Genomic DNA, 22,684 nt, shown 5'->3' on the forward strand with positions numbered 1-22,684 from the left:
CCTATTAAAATGAAAAAGAAATTTATAATATTTACAATGGCATTGGGCTTATTTATGAGCTCTTGCGAGAAAATGGTAGAGGTTGAGCCAAAGAATCAAATTTCTACGGAAGCTGCCCTAAGTACAGTAGGAGGATACGAATCTTTATTGAACTCTGCATATGTAAGGCTAATTGGTTTTGGATATAGAGGTAGAGATTTTAACTTATTAGGAGACGTAATGGCCGACAATATTTACACTGAGTTAAGTGTAGCTAATGGAAGATACATTGCACAAAATTCAAATAATACGGGTGCTCATTTCAATATCTGGACAGCAGCTTATCAGGCAATCAATGATGCTAATACCATTATTGATAATATTGATGCGCTAAATGATCCTGCTGGACAGTCTAGAAAAGCAGCTTTAAAAGCTGAAGCATTAGCTTTAAGAGCATTGGTATATTTTGATTTGGCTCGTGTTTATGGTTACGAACCTACAAACATTGCTACTTCAGGTAATGGTTTTAATTTAAGTGTGCCTTTGCGTTTAAAATCAACAGCTGGATTGCCAGATGCTGAGCAAGTACCAAGAGCAACAGTTGCTCAGGTTTATGCAGCTATTGAAGCTGATTTAAAAGCAGCTATTGCGATATTTCCTTCAGGTGCTACTGCATCAAGAACTCGTTTAAATAAAGGTGCTGCTTATGCTTTATTAGCTAAGACTTATTTATACGCTGGCCGTTGGGCTGAGGCTGTGACTGCTGCAGATGATGCAATGAATACAGCTAACACTGGTGCTCGTTTAGCAGCAGCAGGTACTTATGTAAATGCGTTTAAAGCAAGTCCTAATACAGAATCTTTCTTTGAATTGGTAATTAACCCAACTACACAATTAGGTGGAGTAACTGGTTCAAATGATTCAATGTATTCATATACTCACCCAAGTGGTTATAATGGTTTCAGTACTTTTGGTGGACAAACAGTTTCTGACGAGTTATTCGCTTTATTTGCTGCTGGCGATGATAGACGTGCAATGATCTTCCAATTTGGCGGAACAGCTGCATCAGCATCACCTGTATTCAATTGGTCTGATAAGTATAGTGGTGCTAGAGGTGCTTACGCTGATAATCCTAAAGTTATTAGATTTGCAGATGTGTTATTGATCAAAGCAGAAGCATTAGCAGAACAAAATCAATTTGTTGCTGCAGCAGCAATTGTAACTCAATTACGTGCAAACAGAAATGCTGGTGCTTTAGTTGTGCCAACTGATATTAATATCAAAAGCTTTATTCAGGATGAAAGAAGAAGAGAGTTGTTCTTTGAAGGTGAGCGTTGGTTTGATTTAAAACGTAAAGGTTCTGCAATAACTAAACCAGCTAAAACTGGTATTGGATCTATTCCAGCTACTGATTTTAGATTATTGGCTCCTATTCCTAACGCAGAGTTTTTATTAGGATTAGAAAGAAATCCAGGTTATTAATACTTAAATTTTAAAACATGAAAAAAATATTCATATACGGACTGTCAATTTTAACATTGGGAACTGTAGTTTTCGGTTGTATGCCTAAGGATGACTTAACATACCAAGGTCCTACAGTAGTTGAAGTTAAAAATCATTTATTCAGCAGGATTGCTGCAAGACAACCAGCTGGTGTAACAGCAAATACATTCTTATCTAGAACTGTTAGTGTAAACACTCGTGTTACAGATACTGTTTATGTACAGTTAGTTGGCGCACAAATACCTGCTGCAACTGAGATACCATTTACTGTAACTGGAACTGCAGTTGCAGGTACACATTACAATTTTAGACCAGTGGGAACTAATAAAATAACTATTCCTGCAAACTCTTCAGTGGGATTCTTATTAGTTGACATGATTCCAGGTTCTGTAACAGGTACTGCTACTTTCCCATTAAACATTACCTTAGGTGGAAATGGTCAAGTTGCAGTAAGTGAAAATTATAAAACATTTACACTTACTTTACGTAACTAAAAGTATCAATACTTCAAAAGAGGGTGTCGAAATATTCGGTCACCCTCTTTTTTTATACATTTAAATATATTTTTACGTTTAATCTATATAAAATTATCCTTATGAAAAATCTACGTCTCATTTGTTTGTTTACAAGCTTTGTTTTATTCACTGCCAGCAGCTACGCTCAATTTGTAAGTGATATTGGTGGTAGACCTTTATTAGAAAAAAAATATACTAATGTTAAGGGTACTCCATTTTTTAATGATGACTATTTAAAGGGATTAGTTAAGCTTAAAGATAACGTGAAATATATAGATGTGCTTTTAAAATACGATATAGTAGCTCAGTCTATCATCGTAAAAAAAGACAATGCTGCTACACCCATGGAGTTAACTGAAAAGGTTGATGAATTTAAAGTTATTAGCGCACTTAATGATACTACAACTTTTAAGAGTATTGCAGGTGAAGAAGGTTATTTTGAAGTAATTTATGCTGGTAAGATAGCTCTTCTAAAAAAGTCTAAAAAACGAATTGATGAAGTAACTAGTTATAACTCGGCTACCGTTGAAAAAACAATCAATACCACCTTTAACTATTTTGTTTTAAATGCTAATAAGGAATTGGTGCCAATTAAACTGGATAAAAAATCATTCATTAATTTAAATCCCGCTCAGTCGAAAGCTGTTGAAGATTATATCAGCAAGGAGAAGATTAATTTTAAATCTAATGATGATTTAAGAAAGTTGATGAAATTTATTAACCAATAATTAATTTTTTAATCCATCGCATGCAACCTCACCTTAAGTCCATCCATTGATGGATTTAGTTGAAGTTGGCAAGCCAACCTAGAGTTTGGTAAAAGATCTGGCAAAGTATCGAGCATAGCGTATTCGTCATCGCTCATTTCATTTAGTTTTTCTAAACCTTCCATAACATCTACACAACACGTTGCGCAAAGAGCCATTCCGCCGCAGGTTGCCAATACATCGTACTCGCTAGCCTTTAAGAACTCCATTAAACTTAAGCCCATATCTGTTGGCGCTACCAGTTCCGAAGTATTTCCTTCTCTATCTTCTACAACAATATTAATATCACTCATTATAAAATATTTTCTTCCCCATTTGGGGTTAGGGCTTTAAAATTCGGTTACACCATTAACGGTTGTATATTTCATAGTGTATTTAACACCTGGGTTCATGTATTGGTAAGCACTGTGGCTCATTAAAGCCGCCTCATGAAAACCACATAAAATTAGTTTAAGCTTATTTGTATAGGTATTAATGTCGCCAATAGCATATATACCCGGTATATTTGTGCTGTAATCTTCTGTATTAACTTCTATAGCGCTTTTACTGATGTTTAAGTTCCATTGCTCTATAGGCCCTAATTTTGGGCTCAATCCAAATAAAGGAATTAAATGATCTGCTTTATAAACAGATTTTTCCATGGTGCGGTTATGGATCACCTCAACTTCTTCTAATTTACCTTCTCCAGAAACAGAGTTTAGATTACTGTTTAGCACTAAATTGATTTTGCCACTTTCGGCCAACTCCATTATTTTATTTACTGAATCTGGTGCGCCACGGAAGCTTTCGCTACGGTGTACCAATGTTAATTCTGAAACAACATCTGCTAAGAATATAGTCCAATCTAATGCAGAGTCTCCACCACCGGCTATAACCATTTTTTGTCCGCGGTATTTCTCCGGGTCTAAAATCATATAATTTACACCACGGCCGTTTTCAAACTGCTCCAAACCAGCAACAGCAGGTTTACGCGGTTCGAAACAACCCAAGCCACCTGCAATAACAACAACTTTAGCTTCTATTATAGTACCCATGTTTGTGGTTAATACAAAATCTGCTTCGCCACGTTTTTCTAAACCTTCAATTCTTTCGCCTAAAGTATAGCCTGGGTGAAAAGGTTCAGCCTGTTTTACCAAGTTGTCTACTAATTCTTGAGCTAAAACAGTAGGATAGCCAGGGATATCATAAATTGGTTTTTTAGGATATATTTCTGAAAGCTGACCACCAACCTGTGGTAAGTAATCTATTAAATGACAACGCATTTTTAATAAACCTGCTTCGAAAATGGCAAAAAGACCAACTGGTCCGGCGCCAATTATGGCTATATCAGTAGAGATCATGCAAAAAAATTTGATGCAAAGTTACGAAATCATACCTAAAATTAGACAGATTCTAAACTAAAATAATATAATCTATTAAAATGGTAGCTTATGAGATTTTTAGTTACAAAGTGTAGTTAACAAATAATAATATTCGGTGTTTACGGTTGTAAGCCAAATTGTAATGTTTATGATAATTGGAAATGAAATATAGCAGTAGTCTTATTAATGTAATTTTTAGTTTTGGGTATTAATAAAGCAACTTCAAACTTTGAGGTTTTTAAATTACCTTTGGGCAAGAGATGACAAAGCATATTTATTTCGCATCAGACTTTCATTTGGGTTCGCCAAACTATGAGGAAAGTAGAATGAGAGAAGCCCATATTGTTAATTGGTTAAATTTTATTGAGCCAAATGCTAGTGAGCTTTTTTTAATGGGCGATGTTTTTGATTTTTGGTTCGAATATGCAAAAGTTGTACCTAAAGGTTTTGTAAGGTTACAAGGCAAATTAGCCCAAATGACTGATGCCGGTATTAAAATTTATTTTTTTAAAGGCAATCACGATATGTGGGTAAACGATTATTTTACCAAAGAAATAGGCTTAACAATTATAAGTGATGAATTAGTTATAGAACGAAATAATAAAAAGTTCTATTTACATCATGGAGATGGTTTGGGACCTGGTGATGCTAAGTATAAGTTTTTGAGAAAAATTTTTAGAAACCCGATTTGCCAGTGGTTATTTTCGATTTTACCACCTCGTATCGGGATGGGGATAGCAATGGGTTGGAGCGGCAGCAGCAGAGTTGCGAATGATAAAAAAGAAGTTTTTTTAGGTGAGGATAAAGAATGGCTTGCCATTTACGCTAAAGAACAATTACAAAAGGAGCATTACGATTATTTCATTTTTGGGCATAGGCATTTGCCATTAGATATTAAACTAAATGAAAACTCGCGATATGTAAATATTGGTGAGTGGATTAATTACAGCTCTTACGGCGTTTTTGATGGCGAAGATTTGAGGTTGGAGTATTTTAGAGGAGTATCGAGTAGCTAGTATCGAGTATCAAGTATTTAGGATCGAGTGTCAAGTATCTGTATCTAGTGTTAAGAATGGCTTTATCCCTAAACTGTGAACTGAAAACTAAAAACTGAAGATTTTTTGCTTATTTTTGCAGGCTGCAATTGCACAGGTTTTTGTTTACTAAACCCGATTGTAGTGGAAAACGTAATTTTTACGTAGCGTAGCGAAGTATTAAAAATTACTTTGTAACGAAAAGCGGGAGTAACATTGTGTTGTGCAGTGTTGTGCCTTTTCAAAATTATTTATTGTTATGTTAGAAAAATTAGAAGCGATTAAACTGCGTTGGGAAGATGTAGAAGAGCAATTGAGCAATCCGGATACGATGCAGGATATGAAGCGTTTTGCTGCTTTAAACAAAGAATATAAAGACTTGGGCAAAATTGTAGATGAGTACAAAATCTACAAAAATGTGATGAGTAATATTGATGCCAATAAGGATATTTTGAGCAATGAGAAGGATCAGGAGTTGAGAGAGATGGCCAAAGAGGAGTTGGAGATGTTATTGGTGCAACAGGAGAAAATGGAAGAAGATATTCGTTTGATGCTGATTCCGAAAGACCCCGAAGATGCTAAAAACGCGGTATTCGAGATTAGAGGTGGTACTGGTGGTGATGAAGCAGCTCTTTTTGCTGGAGATTTGTACCGCATGTATAGCCGCTATTTTGAGACTAAAGGTTGGCGTGTTGAAACAGTTGATGTAACTGAAGGTACAGCTGGTGGATATAAAGAGGTGATTTTAAAAGTTACTGGTGATGATGTTTATGGGCAGCTAAAATACGAATCGGGAGTGCACCGTGTACAACGTGTGCCTGATACAGAAACGCAAGGTAGGGTACATACATCTGCAGCATCTGTGGCGGTTTTGCCAGAGGCGGAGGAGATTGATTTATATGTTAACCCGGCGGATATTGACTTACAGACATCGAGATCTGGAGGTGCAGGTGGACAAAACGTTAACAAGGTTGAAACCAAAGTACAATTAACACACAGACCATCGGGAATTGTGGTTGTTTGTCAGCAAGAGCGTTCGCAGTTGGGTAACCGAGTTATTGCGATGGAGATGTTGCGAAGCAAGCTTTATGATATAGAATTGCAGAAAAAGAATGGCGACATTGCTGCAAGACGTAAAACGATGGTGTCGACAGGAGATAGATCGGCAAAGATTAGAACCTATAATTACCCACAGGGAAGGGTAACCGACCACCGTATTGGTTTAACGCTTTATAACCTAAATAATGTGATGGATGGTAACGTACAGGAATTGATAGATGCTTTACAATTTGCAGAAAATGCAGAGAAAATGAAAGAGGGAGCGGTTGTTTAGGGTTAGAGACTAACGTGAACTTGTTGTTAAGATGATTTTTTGAGACTGAAAAGCAACGAGTTACGATTATTTTAAATTTTTTGTTGTAAAATAAATTAAAGACACTATATTTGCAATCCCGAAACGAAAGAGATTTTGTTTTAGGAAAACGGACCGGTAGTTCAGCTGGTTAGAATGCCGCCCTGTCACGGCGGAGGTCGCGGGTTCGAGTCCCGTCCGGTCCGCAGAAGCCTTAACGAAAGTTGAGGCTTTTTTTGTTTATGGGCTTTTTCGTTTATATTATTAGGAGTGATTTTGATCACAGTTACTACAAAGGATTTTCTGAAAGGCCTTTCGATAGGCTGTTAGAACATAACTCTGGTATGAGCAATTACACATCTAACAAAGTGCCTTGGCAATTGGTTTATGTTGAAGAGCTGGCAAGCAAGCGGGAAGCGCTGGTAAGAGAAAGGGCATTAAAAAAATATAGCCATCAGCAGATAGAAAAGCTAATTCTTTCGGCAAAAAATGTTTTACCTCAATTGCAGTGAATGGATGCCCTGTCACGGTCCCGACCAATGGTTGGGACGGGTTCGAGTCCCGTCCGGTCCGCAAAAGCCTTAACGAAAGTTGAGGCTTTTTTGTTTGAAAAAATCTGGTATTCGCTCTAAGTTTACACTATCTTAGATAGTATGAAAAAATTTATTTTATTGCTGTTAATAGCAATCGGAACATTTGCTCAGGTACAAGCTCAATCGATAATTACTGGTGCATGGAAATTAACTGATGGTATAAATGAGCATCATCTTTTTTTTCAGGATGGTTTCTTTTTCCATACCCAGCACAATGGCAATCAATTTGTAATGACAAGAGGTGGTCATTTTAAAATTGAAGGAGATAAAATTAATGTTTTGGTATTGTTTAATAGTGCTGACACATTGGAAGTAAATAAAAAGAAATCTATTCCGTTTTCAATTGAGAATAATCTTCTTGCATTCAATTTAGGGGAAAAAAATACAAAGTTCGAAAGGGTTGATGATGGTAAGGCTCCATTAGCTGGTGTTTGGCAAATCTCTGGTAGAATGGCCGATGATGGGAAATTAATCGAAATACATCAAACAGGAACTCGTCAGACTTATAAGATGCTTACGAGTAAAAAATTTCAGTGGGTAGCTATTGATCCAGCCAAAAAACAATTTATGGGTACTGGTGGTGGGACTTATTCTTTTAAAGATGGGAAATACACTGAAAATATTGAATTTTTTAGTCGCGATAATGCTCGTGTAGGGGCAGCGTTAATTTTCGATGGCAAACTGGAAGAGGGCAAATGGCATCATAGCGGCTTAAGTAGTAAAGGTGCTAAAATATATGAAGTATGGAGTAAGGTCAAAGCTTCGCCAACTTTTTGATATTATCGTTAGTTAAATTGATATAACTTAGAGCTACATTAAAAATTTATAAAATATAAATAATGGATAATAAATTTTCTTTAGCGGGTAAAGTAATCGTTGTTACAGGCGGAACTGGGATAATAGGCAAATCTTTTATAAAAGGAATTACTGAAGCTGGCGGTACCGTAGGGATATTGGGTAGAAACGAAACTGTAGCCAACGAAAGGGCAGAGGAAGTGATTAAAAATGGAGGTAAAGCCATTGCATTAATTGCTGATGTATTAGATGAAAATGCGGTTGAGTTTGCTAAAGATCGAATTTTAACTGCTTTTGGAAAAATAGATGGTTTGGTTAATGCTGCCGGTGGTAACATAGCAGAGGCTGTGATACAAAAAGACGCTGATTTATTTGCTTTAAACATGGAGGGCATGCGCAAAGCGATGGATTTGAATTTATGGGGAACCTTAATACCCACTCAGGTTTTTGGAAAGGCGATGGCAGCTACTGGAAAAGGTAGTATAGTTAATATATCTTCAATGAGCTCTAAAAGAGCTGTTACTAAGGTTTTGGGTTATAGCATGGGCAAAGCTGCTATTGATTGTTATACGCAATGGTTTGCTGTAGAGTTGGCCAATCGTTATGGAGATCAAATTAGGATGAATGCAATTGCTCCAGGGTTTTTCTTAACCGAGCAAAACAGAACCTTATTAACAAATACAGATGGTTCTTATACCGAAAGAGGTAATTTAGTCATCAATCAAACTCCGTTTAAACGATTTGGTGATACTGATGAATTGATTGGTGCTTTGCAATGGTTATTGAGTGATGCTTCGGCGTTTGTAACTGGTACAGTAATTAACGTTGATGGTGGGTTTATGGTCAATAGCGGTGTTTAAACTGACCCTTTAAAATATATTTTTTTTCTTTTTTTAGTATGAGGGTAGTCGAAGACCTTTTAACACACTTCGACTACCCTCAGTCTACATGCTATAAAATTAAATTAGCGCTTTCGTCATGCTAAGTTTCATTGAGCATCATCATACAATAAAATATTTGGTAATTTTTGTCTTTGTAATTCATTAGGATTCCCGTTTTCACGCGAATGACGACTGTTCGAATAATCTGCCAAAAGGATTTGAAGTTCAATTATACTATAGCTTTTTTTATACCTAAACGTTTTAAATGGTTGCAATAATCGTAGCCAATACGGCTAAAAATACAGTTCGCTATTTAGCTATTAACTATTCAAAAATCCAATAATTTTCTTTGTAGAATTTAAGTTTAGAAATTAAGATAACTTAACATAGCATTCATATTGTGCCGATAGTTTTGTCGCGTTAATAGCCCGTGTGGCTTTACTAAAACATTTTAGTTGACAAAATAAATCAAACACAATGAAAAAAACTTTACGATTAAGGCGCAAACTTTTTAAGGGTGTATCTTTTGCATTCTTACTTACTAGTGCGCTCAATTTTTCTGCATGGTCTTCTGCAGGGCATGCTTCATCTTTTTCTTTTGTTAAAAAAGTGCAAGATCCAAGCAACATCAACGGAAAGATAGTTGATGAAAAAGGGGAACCATTGCCTTTTGCAAATGTGGTAGTTAAAGAATTAAATAAATCTACGCAAAGTAATGTAGATGGCGCGTACAGCATAAATGTGCCAGCTGGTAATTACACCGTTGTAGTAAGCTATATTTCATACACTAGTGTAACTTTAAATAAGGTTGTTGTTAAGGCAGGCGAAAAAACATCCTTAAACATTACCCTTAAAGGAGAAACGGGTTCATTAAATGAAGTTTTGGTTGTTGGTTATGGAACGCAAAAGAGAGAAAATGCGACTGGTGCAGTAGACCAGGTTACTGCTAAAAGTATCGAAAATAGGCCAATTACAAACCTTACTCAAGGTTTGCAAGGTTTAATACCCAATTTAAATCTTAAAATGATGGATGGCAAACCAACGCAATCGCCTAGTTACAACATTAGGGGTACAACTTCTATTGGGCAAGGTGGCAATGCGTTAATATTAATTGATGGTTTTGAAGGTGATCCAAGTTTACTTAACCCAAATGATGTTGAAAGTGTAACTGTACTTAAAGATGCAGCTTCGGCAGCAATTTACGGCGCAAGAGGTGTATTCGGTGTGGTATTAATTACTACAAAAAAAGCTGATAAAGGGCGTACAAGTGTAAATTACTCTACCAATTATGCCCTAAAAAGCCCTTTACAAGTGCCAGATTTTGTTACCGATGGCTACACTTGGGCAAAAATGTTTGCTGAAGCTTTTATAAATGGAGATGGAGCTTTTCCTCAAAATGCCAATAAAACGCAGAAATTTTCGCAGGCTTATTTAGATGAATTTAAAAGAAGAGCAGAATCTGGTCAGCCTTACAATACTGTAGAAATTAACCCAGCTACTGGTGAGTATGTGTATTATGGCAGTACAGATTATTATGCAGAATTATATAAAAAGAATACAGCTGCATTCGAGAACAATTTATCTGTAAGTGGTGGTAGTGATAAAGTATCGTTTTTATTATCAGGAAGATTTTTAGAGCAAGACGGCTTGTTTAGATATAACTCAGATGATTACGATATGAAAAACATTCGTGCTAGAGGAACAGTACAAGTTTTTCCGTGGTTAAGTATAGATAACAATGCCGATTACTCTATCATGAATTACCATAACCCTATTAACGTGGGTGAAGGTGGTGGTATTTGGAGAAATATTGCTGATGAAGGCAAACCAACTGTACCACTCCGCAATCCCGATGGTTCATTAACTTTTGCATCTGCTTATACCATTGGAGATTTTATGTACGGTAAAAATGGTATCGATACCAAAAGAGCAGTTTTTAGAAATGTAACCGGGATCCGTACCAATTTCTTCGACAATAAGTTTCGTGTAAATGCAGATTTTACTTTCCGTAATACCAATAATGATAGAACGCAAAAAAGAGTACAAGTACCTTACAGCAATGCGCCTGGTGTTATTGGTTATGTTGGTACTACTACTAACGATTTACTTTCTGATTTGAGAGAAACCAATTACTTGGCTACAAATATTTTTGCGGAGTACGAAAATCGTTTTGGTGCCAATCATTACCTAAAAGCAATGGTGGGCTATAATTATGAGCAATCAACCTATAATCGTATTGCAGTACAGCGTAACGGATTAATTTTTGAAGATGCAAACGATTTAAATTTAGCGCTTGGTCAATCGATTACAACTGGTGGCGGTTATGAGCAATGGGCAATTTTAGGTGGTTTTTCTAGATTGAATTATTCATTTAAAGATCGTTATTTAATAGAAGTTAATGCTCGTTATGATGGCTCATCAAAATTCCCCGCAGATCAGCGTTATGGTTTTTTCCCTTCTGTTTCTGCAGGTTGGAGAATCAATAAGGAACCGTTCTGGAAAGTTTCAAACAACTTGGTTTCAGACTTAAAATTAAGAGCTTCTTATGGTTCATTGGGAAATGGTAATATCGCATCGTATGCTTTTCAGGAAATTTTCAATATCAACCAATCTGGGATTATTCTTAATGGTGCAAGGCCGCAAACTACAGGTATCCCGGCTGTTTTGCCAGAGGGCTTAACTTGGGAAACCTCTACTACAAGTAATTTAGGTTTAGACCTTACGATGTTTGCTGGCAAACTGAATTTTAGTGGTGATGCTTATATCCGTAAAACAACAGATATGTTTACTACAGGTTTAACTCCGCCAGCAGTTTTTGGAGCAGCGGTACCAAAAGGTAATTATGCAGATTTAACCACCAGAGGCTGGGAAATATCTTTAGGCTGGAATGATACTTTTGGAAACAAAACCAAACCAATTAGCTATAATGTAAGGTTAACCTTATCAGATAATAAAACGAAAATAGACAAGTATAATAATCCTAATAAGTTATTGAGTGATTATTACGAAGGTCAAACATTGGGCGAGATTTGGGGTTACGAAACCGAAGGTTTTTTTATTGATGATGCTGATATCGCCGCACATGCTAAGCAAGATCCGCAAATGCGTGCTTCTCCTACCGGAAAATGGTTTGCTGGTGACATTAAGTTGAGAGATTTAAATGGTGATGGTTTTATCAACGTTGGCGAAAATAGGGTAGGTAACTCTGGCGATAGAAGAATTATCGGTAATTCTGCTCCAAGATATATTTATGGTATTAATTTCGGCTCAAGCTGGAATAATATTTCGTTCTCTGTTTTCTTCCAAGGTGTAGGTAAACAACAATGGTATCCAAGTACAGAAACAGAAATGTTTTGGGGCCAGTATAATAGACCTTACAACAATATTCCAACTTTTCATTTAGGCAACATGTGGACACCAGATAACACAAACGCCTATTTCCCGAGAACAATGTCTAGAGCTGCATCAAGCAATACCAACAGAACTTTAGGTGTAGCACAAACGCGTTATTTACAAAATGTGGCTTATTTAAGAATGAAAAATATACAAGTAGGTTATAATCTTCCGGCAAAATTAATTAATAGGGTGGGTGCTCGCAGTGCGAAAATATTCTTCTCCGGAGAAAATCTATTCACTTACTCGCCAATGTATAAAATTGTTAAAAATACAATTGATGTAGAGAATGCAGTTCCATCAGATCAAGATTTAAACGGTAACAGTACCAATGGTGATGGATACAATTATCCATTAATGAAATCTTTCTCTTTAGGATTAAATATTGGATTTTAAGTTTTATAGTATAGCAATCAATCAAGATGAAAAAACAAATCATATTAATTTTACTGAGCTGCTTAAGCATAGTGGCTTGTAAAAAATTGGATCAAGAACCGCAATCTACGGCTTCCAAGAAAGCTGTTTTCGGCTCAGAAAACGGACTTAAATTATATACCAACTCTTTTTATAACATGGGATTTTTACCAAGAAACTCCATCAGCTTAGATGCAATGACCGATTATTTGGCTGTAAGAAGCGTACCTGATTTTATTAGAGTTGGTGGTTTCGCTGCCAACAATAGCTCTGGCTGGTCATGGAATGATTTAAGAAACATTAATTATTTTATCGAAAACTGTAATGATCCGGCAGTACCTGAAGATGTACGCAGAAACTATTTAGGTTTAGCCCGCTATTTTAGAGCCTATTTTTACGTGGAAAAGGTAAAACGCTTTGGCGATGTGCCATGGATTGGCAAACCTTTAGCGATAGATGATCCGGCATTAAACGCAGGTAGAGATAAGAGAGAATTGGTAATGGATTCTGTTTTGGCCGATATTAATTATGCTTGTGAGAACATCAAAGCTACTAACGATCCTAGTCGCACAACAGTTACCAAATGGGTTGCCTATGCTTACAAATCTAGGTTGTGTTTATTTGAAGGAACTTTTAGAAAATACCATACCAATTTAAACTTGGCAGGTACGGCAAATAGATGGCTAACAGAAGCTGCAGCAGCTGCTGATGAAATCATCAAAAAAGGAGGTTTTTCTCTAAATACTACAGGTGGGGCAGGCTCATCTTATCGCCAGGTTTTTACGAGCAACGCACCTTTAATAAACGAGGTGTTACAAGCCAATGTATCTGATGTAAATTTAGGAGTATTAAATGATGCAAACTGGTGGTGGACAAGTGGAACTTATGGAGCTAAGGCAAGTTTTACCCGTAGGTTCATTAATACTTATCTTAAATTGGATGGTTCTCCTTATACCAATGATCCGGCTTACACCACCATGCTTTTTAAAGATGAAGTGAAAAACAGGGATTTAAGATTGAAGCAAACCATCCGTTTAGGTGATTATAAGAGAATTAGTAATGGTCAGCCAGTAGCAGCGCCACCACTTTTTTCTTACACTTTTACAGGTTATCAGCCAATAAAATTAACCTTAGATGATATGGCTTTAGATGCAGGGGCGCTTAATACAAATGCTGTTATTTTATTTCGCTATGCGGAGGTTTTATTAAATTATGCCGAAGCAAAAGCAGAGTTGGGAACATTAACTGATGCAGACTGGGCTTTAACTATTGGGGCATTACGTGCCAGAGCGGGTATTACAGGAGGCTTGGCCTTAAAACCTGTTACTTTAGATCCCTATATGGTGGCTAATTATTATCCTTCTGTCACCAATGCATCTATCATGGAAATTAGGAGAGATCGTGGTATTGAGTTGAGCTTAGAAGGGTTTCGCTTTGCGGATATTTTAAGATGGAAAGCTGGAGATTTAATGGAAAAAGAATGGAATGGTTTTTATGTGCCAGCCTTAAACACACCAATGGATTTAAATGAAGATGGAGTTTTTGATGTTGCATTTTATCAGGGAACAAGGCCAAATTTAGGAGCAAATTTAACTTATGTTGATGTTTCTCCAAGAATTGGTAATGCGGTAAACTCTCAGATTTTAAAAAACGGTACATCGGGTGAATTAACGTGGATGAATGAAATCCCTAGAAAATGGAATGAGCGCAATTATTATTATCCAATTCCATTAAATGATTTACAACGTAATCCAAATTTGAAACAAAACCTTGGATGGGAATAAAATGGTAAATTCTACTTTGACAATCTTTTTTTAGATTGTCAAAGTTTGAGATAATTAAAAGCCTTAAAGTTTATAACTTAAAAATTAAAGTTAAAATGAAAATAAAATTAGCATTGCTTGCATTATTTTTAAGTGTTAGCACAATTTATAGCAAAGCGCAGCAAATTACCATTGGCACATTTAATATTCGTTTTGACAATCCGAAAGATAGTGGAAACCTATGGAAAGACAGATCAGCAATTGTTTCAAACCTAATCAGGTTTCATGAGTTTGATGTTTTGGGTGTCCAAGAAGCGCTTCAAAATCAATTGTCTGATATTTCTTCGGCCTTGCCAGAATATGCTGTTTATGGCAAAGGAAGAGATGATGGTAAAAGTGGAGGTGAACACTCTGCAATTTTTTACAAAAAAGATCGATTTCAATTGCTAAAGAGCGGTGATTTTTGGCTATCAGAAACACCAGATATTGCTGGTAAAGGATGGGATGCTACTTGCTGCAACAGGATTTGCTCTTGGATATTTTTAAAAGATTTAATTTCTAAAAAGGAATTTTATGTATTTAATGTGCACTTTGATCATCAAGGTGTTGTTGCTCGTAAAGAAAGCAGTGTGCTGATGCTTAAAAAAATCAATCAAATTGCAGGAAACTCTCCGGTTTTGCTAACAGGCGATTTTAATGGAGGAAGAAATAGTGAATGGTACCAAACACTCGCAAATTCTACGGTAATTAGCGATGTACACAAAAGCGTGAAACATCCTTATGCCAATAACTCTTCATCAAATGGTTTTAGAGTGCCAAGAGGCGAAGCTGTTATCGATCATATTTTTATGAGTAAGCAGTTTAGCGCAAATAAATGGGGTATTTTAACAGATACTTATTTTGGCAAATTTCCATCAGATCATTTTCCTGTTTTAGCTAGAGTTACTTTAAATAAATAGCGCTGTAAACAAAATAGAGGTTGTATCAATAATAAATAGACCAATGAATTTTTAAAAAATTATAATTGGCGGTTTCGTCATTCCCGCGAACGCGGGAATCGTAAAGCGAAATAATTTGTTTATTACTTGCATTACGATGCCCAGTCAAGCTGAGCATGACGACCTTTCAAAATATCAGTTTTGATACAACCTCTTATTTCTATTGAAGAAAATTATCTACTTCTCTATAAGCCGAAATTACGGCTAATTCGCCGGCTTTATCTGGTTTGGAGTTTCCATGCTCCATTCCCATAACGCCTTTATAACCTTTTTTGTGAAGGTGTTTAAATATATTTTTATAATTAATTTCTCCGGTGGTTGGTTCTTTTCTCCCAGGGTTATCGCCAATCTGGATATAGGCAATTTCATCCCAACAACGATCTATGGTTTTAATTAAATCACCTTCGGTGCGTTGCATGTGATAAATATCGTACAATATTTTACATGATGGACTTTGAACAGCTTTGCAAACGGCATAAGTTTCATTGGTTTTTTGTAGAAATAATTCTGGTGTATCACTCAATGTTTCTAGAACCATAATTAAACCATGCGGTTCAAATATTTCGGCACCAGCACGCATTGCATCTATTACATTCGCAAACTGATTTCCATAAGGCAAATTTCGCTCATAAAAACCTGGTACAACGGTTAGCCATTTGGCATTACATCTTTTAGCAGCTTCTACAGATTTTTTACAGGTTTCTACAAACTTGTCCTTAAATTCTTTTTTGCCTGTTGTTAAGGATGTTTTCCAATTATCGCCACCATCTACAACAAAAACACCCATGCGCATGCCTAATTTGGCTAATAAGGCTCCAATTTTTTCTTGCTCTTCGATGCTGCGGTTTAAGTAACCATTGTCTTCAATAGACCGAAAACCCCTATCGTACATGAATTGAATTTGGTCAAGCATACTTTTTCCTGCGTGGTTAGCAAACATGCCTTGGTGAGGCGCATAATCCATATTAAAAGTTTTGTCGGATAATGTATTGTGCTTTTTTTCTGCTGCATAACTGCTGCTTATTCCTGTTCCAGTAGTGATAATGCCAGCAGTAAGTAAACTAGATTTTATAAATTCGCTTCTTTTCATCTTGTTGTTGGTTGTTACAATTGGGAAAAAGATTTTTGGGAATATACAAAATTTGGTTTCAAAATTTTAGTCTTTTTAATTGATAAAACTATAGTTTGTCATTTGAGGATTAACAAAGTAATTACAATCTAAATAGTTAACTTTAGTAAATCAGCAATTCGAATTATAATGAGACACGTCATTAATAGAGTAAAAGATTATTGGCATTCTGATACCAGCTTTATTACGCTTTTAGTCATGCTGATATTTATGGTGTTTGTTATGCCTATTTTGGTTGATGGGGGGATTGTGAATGTTTTATTTTTAAACCTCCTATTTCTTACTCTTTATTTTATAGGCATTTTTTCTAGCGAAGATAAATGGAATATTTATGTATCCTCATTCTTATTTATTGCCCATATCATATTGTTGTTAATTAGATTTGATGATACCCCAAATGAATTTTATTTGCTAGAGCGCTTGGTAGGCTTGGTAAATATGAGTTTGTTCATATTCATTAATGTTAGATTATTATTTAGAAATGCTGAGCGCAATGTTTATAGAGTTATAGGTGCAGTTAATGTTTATTTATTATTTGCTTTGATGGGTGCTTTTGCTTTCGAAATTTTAAAAATCTATAGCGGAAAATCTATAGCTGGAAACATCGTGTTAAACAATAACGATAAAGATTATGCAACCTATGTTTATTATAGTTTAGTATCGTTAACTACAGTCGGTTATGGTGATATTTATCCTGATGGTATGGCTGCACGAATGCTTTCTGTTTTACTCTCGGCAATTGGCATTTTATACCCCGCAGTTGTTATTGCCAGATTGGTATCTCAAACCATTGTTGATCACAAAGTGAAATAAATAAATAAATGCGTTTTAACTTTTAATGTGGTAGTTTTTCCCTAATTAAACCATATACCCAAGTACCGGCAATAGCACTTAACAAGGTTACTACAATTACTGTTGCTCCTGTTCCTATTTGAGCAAAAAGTGGTCCCGGACAAGCACCTGTGATAGACCAGCCTAAGCCAAATAACAAGCCTCCATATATTTGACCTTTGTTAAACGTTTTTGGGTGAAATTCGATAGTTTCGCCATAAATGGTTTTGATCTTGAATTTTTTGATCAACCATACTGATACCATACCTACTACAACTGCACTACCAATAATGCCGTACATGTGAAAAGACTGTAAACGGAACATTTCTTGGATCCGAAACCAACTGACAACTTCTGATTTTACGAAAATAATACCAAATAAAACCCCAACAATTAAGTATTTAGTGTTATGATACCATTTATGTTCTAAATGACTTTCGTTTACACACATCGCATCTAAAGAGCGTACTTCAAAATCTGTATTTTCTTTGTTTTTCATTTTGTTAAAGTGCTAAAATGTGAGGTAAAATTAAATTGGCCATAATAAAACCACCAATCATAAAACAAACAGTGGCTACTAAAGAAGGCCATTGTAAATTAGATAAGCCCATAATGGCATGGCCGCTGGTGCATCCGCCTGCATAACGTGTGCCAAAGCCTACCAAAAATCCGCCGAAAACCATTAGCAAGAAACCTTTTAGGGTTAATAGCGCTGGCCAATTCATGATGTCTTGTGGTATTAAGTTATCGTAATTGGTAATACCATAACCAGCTAATTCTGTAGCTAATTTGGGGTTTACCTCAATAGGGTTGGGGTTTGATAATAAATTAATAGCAATAGCTCCACCTATCAAAATTCCGAACACAAAAAATAAGTTCCATGCTTCCTTTTTCCAATCGTATTTAAAAAAAGGAATGTTAGCTGGTAAACAAGCTGCGCAAATGTGCCTTAATGATGAGCTGATGCCAAACGATTTATTACCCAATATTAAAAGTGCAGGTACGGTTAATCCAATGAGCGGTCCGGCGATATACCAAGGCCAAGGTTGCTTTAAAAATTCTAGCATATTAATCTAAGGTGTTTTTGTATGCTGCAAAAATGCAACATCTAAAATTGTAGAACGGTTACTTTGGTTACATAAGCAAAAATTACTTCAACTTTTTACGTACCGAAGCTTCATCAATAAAACCCAAATTATCCCAAATCATCTTTTCGTTTTTGTAGAGTTTAAGTACAGGAAGTGCATTAATTTTTAAAGTTTTGCAGAGTTCTGTATTTGCATCTGCATCGATGCGAATTATTACCACTTTATCTGCCATATCTTTCGAAATTTTGTCTAGATAGGGTTTCATTTCTTTGCATGGCGCACACCAATCGGCGTAAAAATCTACGAGTACCAATTTATCTGATTTTGTTAAGGCTTTATATTGAGCTAAGCTTAATCCTTTTGCCTTACTAGCATTTGTATCTTTGGTTTCGGGCAAATTTTTAGCCCTCCATTCCATCATCCCGCCAGGCATTTCTGTTACATTTTTAAAACCTGCATCACGTAATTGTTTTATCGCTGCATTGCTTCTGCCGCCACTCAAACAGTATACAAAAACAGGTTTATCTCTGTTTAATGAAGCAATTTGGGTATTAAAATTATCATCATTAATGTTCACATTAACAGCATTAGACACATGTCCGTTTTTAAATTCACTAGGTGTGCGTACGTCAAGTAGCTGAATGTTTGGGTCTTTTTTAAGTTGATCTGCAACTTCTGTTGCCGTAAGGCGATTGATTGCCGACTTAGTTTGCGCATTGCTACAGCTGCTTAAAATGATAACAGCAATGAAAATGAAAATACCTTTATACATACAATTAAACGTTCTCGTTTATTAATCTTTCTAAATCTGAAACTGGTATTACACCAGATTGACGCCAACGGATTTCGCCTTTTTTAAACAAAATAAGCGTAGGTACGCCACTAACTCGATAAGCAGCAGCCGCTTTTTGGTTTTTGTCTACATCTATTTTAATGATGCTCGCTTTATCGCCTACACGTTTTTTCAGGTCATCCAACATTGGCGCCATCATTTTGCATGGTCCACACCATTCGGCAAAAAAATCTATTAAAACTGGTTTATCTTGGTTAATGATTTCTTGAAAAGTCATGCTATTTATTTTTTAACAAAGTTGATAAAAACTTCTGTGTTTGCTCTAGGTTTAATGCTGTTGTAGCAATTTTCCAATTTTTTAACAATAAAATGATTTTCGAATAGTTGCTCATATTCGCTAGTGTTTCCCCCAAAAGGTGGACCAGCTTTGTCAAATGTGGTATTAAAAAGCACGCCGATAATTTTTCCGCCAGGTTTAAGCAGTGCTGATGATTGTGCCACATAATTGGAACGCAGATTTGGATGGATGGCACAGAAAAAGGTTTGCTCAATGATGAGGTTATATTGTCCTTGATGCTCAAAAAAGTCGCCTAGTATCACTTTCACTTCTGGATGCTTTGAATGATTGTTTTTAAGCATCTCCACTGCTTTTGGAGCGATATCTATCAGACTAATATTGGTAAAGCCATTTAGTAGCAACCATTCGGCTTCATGGGCATTTCCACAACCAGGTATTAAAATTGCCGCATCTTTATGATGATATTGTGCCATGTAAGTAGTAATAGCAGGTGATGCTATACCAATGTCCCAACCAGTTTGTTGGTTTTCCCAACGGTTATTCCAAAAATATTGATCGAGTTGATTTGCTTGCATGCACAAATTTAGAGATTATCTACAAGCTTATTTACATTTCGCCACGTACCACCATCTATTACATTTTGAAATCCACTTTTTGCTAAAATGTTTTTAGCCATGCTGCTTCTGTTTCCGCTGCGGCAAAAAACAATTATATTTTGTTTTCCCTTAAATTTAGCTAATTGCTGCTGCAAATTATCCAGAGGGATATTCACTGCGCCATTTACGCTACCCGAAGCAAACTCTCCATGACTACGCACATCAACCAAAAATGCACCTTGATTAATCGCTTCTATTAATTTAGTATGATCGGCCTTGCCAAACAATGCTGAAAAAAATCTCATAATTAAACTGTTTTGCCTCCATTAGCTAACCATTCCTTCATTCCGCCCGAATAATTTTTAACATTTTCGAAACCATTTCTTCTTAAAAGCGAATAGGCAGTTGCGGCACGGTCGCCTCCTTGACAGTGAATAACTACTTGTTTATCTCTGCTAATTTTATCTAAATTATCCTGTAAAGTGCCAACAAAAACATGTTCAGCACCTTCGATATGTCCATCTTGATATTCGCTTAAGCCCCGCACATCAACAATTTGTGCATCATCTTTTCCTATATAAGTTTTAAAAGTTTGCAATTCAATAACATCGGCAGTTTGAAGTGTTATGCCTAAATTATTAACATCACTAACAAAACCGTATATATTGTCTAAGCCAATGCGCATCAATTTTCTAGTAATTTCTTCCATTTCATCTGCGTTAGCCACCAAAATAAATTGCTCTTGATAGTTTAAAATCCATCCTGCCCAAGTAGCCAAACTATTATTGTGTTGGATATTAATGCTGCCGGGAATAAATCCTTTTGCAAAATCTATTTTATTACGAGTATCAATAACTTTTATGCCATCGCTTTGCGCTTGTAAAAATTGTGCTTTGCTTAGTTCCTGATGCTGTGGTATTTCTACCAATAAAGGTCTTTCAACTTTGTTCAGGTGTTTCATCATGGCAAAATATTTTGGAGGCTCTGGTTGTCCCGCCAATAAATTGTTTACAAAACCATTTTCATCATCTTGATATTGAAAAGCCCAATTTCTAATTTTTTCGTAACCTACGGTTGAGCTCGGTACAGCGCCCAAAGCTTTACCGCAAGCAGAACCCGCACCATGGCCTGGCCAAACTTGTACAAAAGGAGGTAGTGTTGCAAAACGCTGAATAGATGAGTACATCTGCTTTGCGCCAATTTGTTGCGTGCCAACTAAACCTGCTGCTTTTTCTAATAAATCTGGTCGGCCAATATCGCCAACAAAAACACAATCTCCGGTAAAAATCATTACAGGCTCATTAGTAGCCGGATGATCTGTTAACAAGAAACTGATGCTTTCTGGTGTGTGACCAGGCGTATGCAAAACCTCTAAGGTTAAATTGCCAACTTTAATTACATCGCCATGCTTTAAGCCCACATGGTCAAACTGATATTGCCAGTCGGCGCCACCCTCATCTGATAAGTAAAGCTTAGCCCCAGTAACAGCAGCTAATTCTCTAGAACCTGATAAAAAATCGGCATGGATATGCGTTTCGGTGATATGGGTAATTTTAAGATTGTTTTGTGCTGCAATTTTAAGATATACATCCATATCACGTTGCGCATCAATTACAATGGCTTCGCCTTTGGCTTGGCAACCTATTAAATAGCTGGCTTGAGCTAAACTTTTATCATAAACGTGTTGAAAAAACATAAGATTTTATTTTTAATTGATGATACAAAGTTGTGGCAAATAACATTGTTAAACAGTTACTTTAGTTACACAACTCAAATTATTTTAATATAGTTTCTTTAATTAAAATATAAACGCCCATAACCAGCACAAACCAACCAAAAGCAGGCTTTAATTTTTCACCTTCTATTTTGGTTGATAAATAAATGCCGATGAAAATGCCAAAAATGGCTATGAATGTTATGGTAAGTAAAAACGACCATTCAATGTGGTTATGACTCAGAGAAAAACCAAATCCGGTTAATGAGTTTACAGCAATAATAATTAACGACGTTCCAATAGCAGTTTTTATTGGGAGTTTAAGCAAGTTAACTAAAGCAGGTATAATTAAAAAACCGCCGCCAGCACCAATTAATCCTGTAACTATACCTACCATTAAACCTTGTACAATCACCCAAATGTTGTTGGTAGATTTACCATCGATAGCAATATCTTCTGCCTCTTTTTTAATCATGCTGTAAGAGGCGAAAACCATTAGCACTGCAAAAAACACCATCAGTAATACAGATCTACTCAATTCAAAACTTCCAAAATTTGTAATGTGGTTTGGAATGGCGGGAAGAATGTAATGTCGGGTAAAAAAAACAGCAGCAACAGATGGTAAACCGAAAAGTACTGCTGTTTTAATGTCGATTAATCCTTTTTTAAAATAGGAGAATGATCCTACTAAACTTGTAGATCCCACTACAAAAAGAGAATATGTTGTGGCTAAAACGGTATCAACAGCAAATAGGTAAACCATCACCGGTACGGTTAAAATACTGCCTCCACCACCAATTAAGCCCAATGAAATGCCAATAAGAATTGATGCAAAGTAACCTGTAAACTCCATTATTAAGATTTGATACTACAAAAGTAGGCTATCCT

23 protein-coding genes and 1 tRNA gene are annotated in these 22,684 nt (G+C 36.1%); 13 read left to right on the forward strand and 11 right to left on the reverse strand.

Translation table 11 applies throughout. The features are described from left to right. Positions 1 to 9: 9 nt before the first annotated feature. The 3 genes from AC07XU_RS06280 to AC07XU_RS06290 all read left to right on the forward strand — a co-directional run bounded on the left by AC07XU_RS06280 (position 10) and on the right by AC07XU_RS06290 (position 2,725). The gene (locus AC07XU_RS06280; RefSeq protein WP_494942765.1) at positions 10 to 1,461 is read left to right on the forward strand and encodes a RagB/SusD family nutrient uptake outer membrane protein; all 1,452 of its coding nucleotides are present in this window, start codon (positions 10 to 12) and stop codon (positions 1,459 to 1,461) included. A 17-nt stretch (positions 1,462 to 1,478) separates the two neighbouring features. Beyond that, positions 1,479 to 1,976: a hypothetical protein gene (locus tag AC07XU_RS06285; RefSeq protein ID WP_494942766.1), complete on the forward strand. Its 498-nt coding sequence runs from the start codon at positions 1,479 to 1,481 to the stop codon at positions 1,974 to 1,976. 101 nt (positions 1,977 to 2,077) lie between these two features. Beyond that, a complete protein-coding gene (locus tag AC07XU_RS06290) occupies positions 2,078 to 2,725 on the forward strand; it encodes a hypothetical protein (protein WP_494942767.1) in 648 nt (215 codons plus the stop codon). Between the two features lie 8 nt (positions 2,726 to 2,733). Here AC07XU_RS06290 and AC07XU_RS06295 read toward each other — a convergent pair whose 3' ends face one another. Together AC07XU_RS06295 and AC07XU_RS06300 are read right to left on the reverse strand one after the other, a co-directional pair. Further along, a complete protein-coding gene (locus tag AC07XU_RS06295) occupies positions 2,734 to 3,057 on the reverse strand; it encodes a 2Fe-2S iron-sulfur cluster-binding protein (RefSeq protein ID WP_494942768.1) in 324 nt (107 codons plus the stop codon). A gap of 36 nt (positions 3,058 to 3,093) precedes the next feature. After that, positions 3,094 to 4,104: an NAD(P)/FAD-dependent oxidoreductase gene (locus AC07XU_RS06300; RefSeq protein WP_494942769.1), complete on the reverse strand. Its 1,011-nt coding sequence runs from the start codon at positions 4,102 to 4,104 to the stop codon at positions 3,094 to 3,096. Positions 4,105 to 4,385: 281 nt separating this feature from the next. On the opposite strand from AC07XU_RS06300, the gene AC07XU_RS06305 reads away from it, so the two are divergent. The 9 genes from AC07XU_RS06305 to AC07XU_RS06345 all read left to right on the forward strand — a co-directional run bounded on the left by AC07XU_RS06305 (position 4,386) and on the right by AC07XU_RS06345 (position 15,308). Next, positions 4,386 to 5,141, forward strand: coding sequence for a UDP-2,3-diacylglucosamine diphosphatase (locus AC07XU_RS06305; RefSeq protein ID WP_494942770.1), 756 nt, complete (start codon positions 4,386 to 4,388; stop codon positions 5,139 to 5,141). A gap of 277 nt (positions 5,142 to 5,418) precedes the next feature. Continuing rightward, positions 5,419 to 6,492, forward strand: coding sequence for a peptide chain release factor 1 (gene prfA / locus AC07XU_RS06310; RefSeq protein WP_494942771.1), 1,074 nt, complete (start codon positions 5,419 to 5,421; stop codon positions 6,490 to 6,492). A gap of 150 nt (positions 6,493 to 6,642) precedes the next feature. After that, a tRNA-Asp gene (locus tag AC07XU_RS06315) sits at positions 6,643 to 6,716 on the forward strand. A gap of 36 nt (positions 6,717 to 6,752) precedes the next feature. After that, positions 6,753 to 7,022 (forward strand): GIY-YIG nuclease family protein, encoded by a 270-nt coding sequence (locus tag AC07XU_RS06320; RefSeq protein ID WP_494942772.1) that lies wholly within the window; start codon positions 6,753 to 6,755, stop codon positions 7,020 to 7,022. Positions 7,023 to 7,163: 141 nt separating this feature from the next. Beyond that, entirely contained in the window at positions 7,164 to 7,880 is a 717-nt protein-coding gene (locus tag AC07XU_RS06325) for a DUF4488 domain-containing protein (RefSeq protein ID WP_494942773.1), read from the forward strand. Between the two features lie 62 nt (positions 7,881 to 7,942). Next, positions 7,943 to 8,758, forward strand: a complete 816-nt coding sequence (locus AC07XU_RS06330) for an SDR family oxidoreductase (protein WP_494942774.1) — start codon at positions 7,943 to 7,945, stop codon at positions 8,756 to 8,758. A gap of 498 nt (positions 8,759 to 9,256) precedes the next feature. Beyond that, the gene (locus AC07XU_RS06335) at positions 9,257 to 12,568 is read left to right on the forward strand and encodes a SusC/RagA family TonB-linked outer membrane protein (protein WP_494942775.1); all 3,312 of its coding nucleotides are present in this window, start codon (positions 9,257 to 9,259) and stop codon (positions 12,566 to 12,568) included. Positions 12,569 to 12,594: 26 nt separating this feature from the next. Then, a complete protein-coding gene (locus tag AC07XU_RS06340) occupies positions 12,595 to 14,370 on the forward strand; it encodes a RagB/SusD family nutrient uptake outer membrane protein (protein WP_494942776.1) in 1,776 nt (591 codons plus the stop codon). A 95-nt stretch (positions 14,371 to 14,465) separates the two neighbouring features. Further along, complete coding sequence (locus tag AC07XU_RS06345; protein ID WP_494942777.1) at positions 14,466 to 15,308, forward strand: endonuclease/exonuclease/phosphatase family protein; 843 nt, start codon at positions 14,466 to 14,468, stop codon at positions 15,306 to 15,308. A 199-nt stretch (positions 15,309 to 15,507) separates the two neighbouring features. On the opposite strand, the gene AC07XU_RS06350 is transcribed toward AC07XU_RS06345, so the two are convergent. Continuing rightward, positions 15,508 to 16,437, reverse strand: coding sequence for a hydroxypyruvate isomerase family protein (locus tag AC07XU_RS06350; RefSeq protein ID WP_494942778.1), 930 nt, complete (start codon positions 16,435 to 16,437; stop codon positions 15,508 to 15,510). Between the two features lie 168 nt (positions 16,438 to 16,605). Here AC07XU_RS06350 and AC07XU_RS06355 point away from each other — a divergent pair, with 168 nt between their 5' ends. Beyond that, positions 16,606 to 17,289, forward strand: coding sequence for a potassium channel family protein (locus tag AC07XU_RS06355; RefSeq protein ID WP_494942779.1), 684 nt, complete (start codon positions 16,606 to 16,608; stop codon positions 17,287 to 17,289). A 22-nt stretch (positions 17,290 to 17,311) separates the two neighbouring features. Here the strand turns inward: AC07XU_RS06355 and AC07XU_RS06360 are convergent, their stop codons facing one another. The 8 genes from AC07XU_RS06360 to AC07XU_RS06395 all read right to left on the reverse strand — a co-directional run bounded on the left by AC07XU_RS06360 (position 17,312) and on the right by AC07XU_RS06395 (position 22,649). Further along, positions 17,312 to 17,806: a DUF6691 family protein gene (locus tag AC07XU_RS06360; RefSeq protein ID WP_494942780.1), complete on the reverse strand. Its 495-nt coding sequence runs from the start codon at positions 17,804 to 17,806 to the stop codon at positions 17,312 to 17,314. Positions 17,807 to 17,810: 4 nt separating this feature from the next. Beyond that, positions 17,811 to 18,374 carry a YeeE/YedE family protein gene (locus AC07XU_RS06365; RefSeq protein ID WP_494942781.1) on the reverse strand — a complete coding sequence of 188 codons (564 nt, stop codon included), beginning with the start codon at positions 18,372 to 18,374 and terminating at the stop codon, positions 17,811 to 17,813. Positions 18,375 to 18,456: 82 nt separating this feature from the next. Next, entirely contained in the window at positions 18,457 to 19,167 is a 711-nt protein-coding gene (locus tag AC07XU_RS06370) for a thioredoxin domain-containing protein (protein ID WP_494942782.1), read from the reverse strand. A gap of 4 nt (positions 19,168 to 19,171) precedes the next feature. Beyond that, entirely contained in the window at positions 19,172 to 19,465 is a 294-nt protein-coding gene (trxA, locus tag AC07XU_RS06375) for a thioredoxin (protein WP_136875895.1), read from the reverse strand. Between the two features lie 5 nt (positions 19,466 to 19,470). Next, positions 19,471 to 20,061, reverse strand: a complete 591-nt coding sequence (locus AC07XU_RS06380; RefSeq protein WP_494942783.1) for a methyltransferase domain-containing protein — start codon at positions 20,059 to 20,061, stop codon at positions 19,471 to 19,473. An 8-nt stretch (positions 20,062 to 20,069) separates the two neighbouring features. Next, positions 20,070 to 20,387 (reverse strand): rhodanese-like domain-containing protein, encoded by a 318-nt coding sequence (locus AC07XU_RS06385; protein WP_494942784.1) that lies wholly within the window; start codon positions 20,385 to 20,387, stop codon positions 20,070 to 20,072. A gap of 2 nt (positions 20,388 to 20,389) precedes the next feature. Continuing rightward, positions 20,390 to 21,778, reverse strand: a complete 1,389-nt coding sequence (locus AC07XU_RS06390; protein ID WP_494942785.1) for an MBL fold metallo-hydrolase — start codon at positions 21,776 to 21,778, stop codon at positions 20,390 to 20,392. Between the two features lie 79 nt (positions 21,779 to 21,857). Further along, positions 21,858 to 22,649: a sulfite exporter TauE/SafE family protein gene (locus AC07XU_RS06395; protein ID WP_494942786.1), complete on the reverse strand. Its 792-nt coding sequence runs from the start codon at positions 22,647 to 22,649 to the stop codon at positions 21,858 to 21,860. Positions 22,650 to 22,684 lie beyond the last annotated feature (35 nt).

Source organism: Pedobacter sp. GW456-11-11-14-TSB4 (assembly GCF_059424425.1).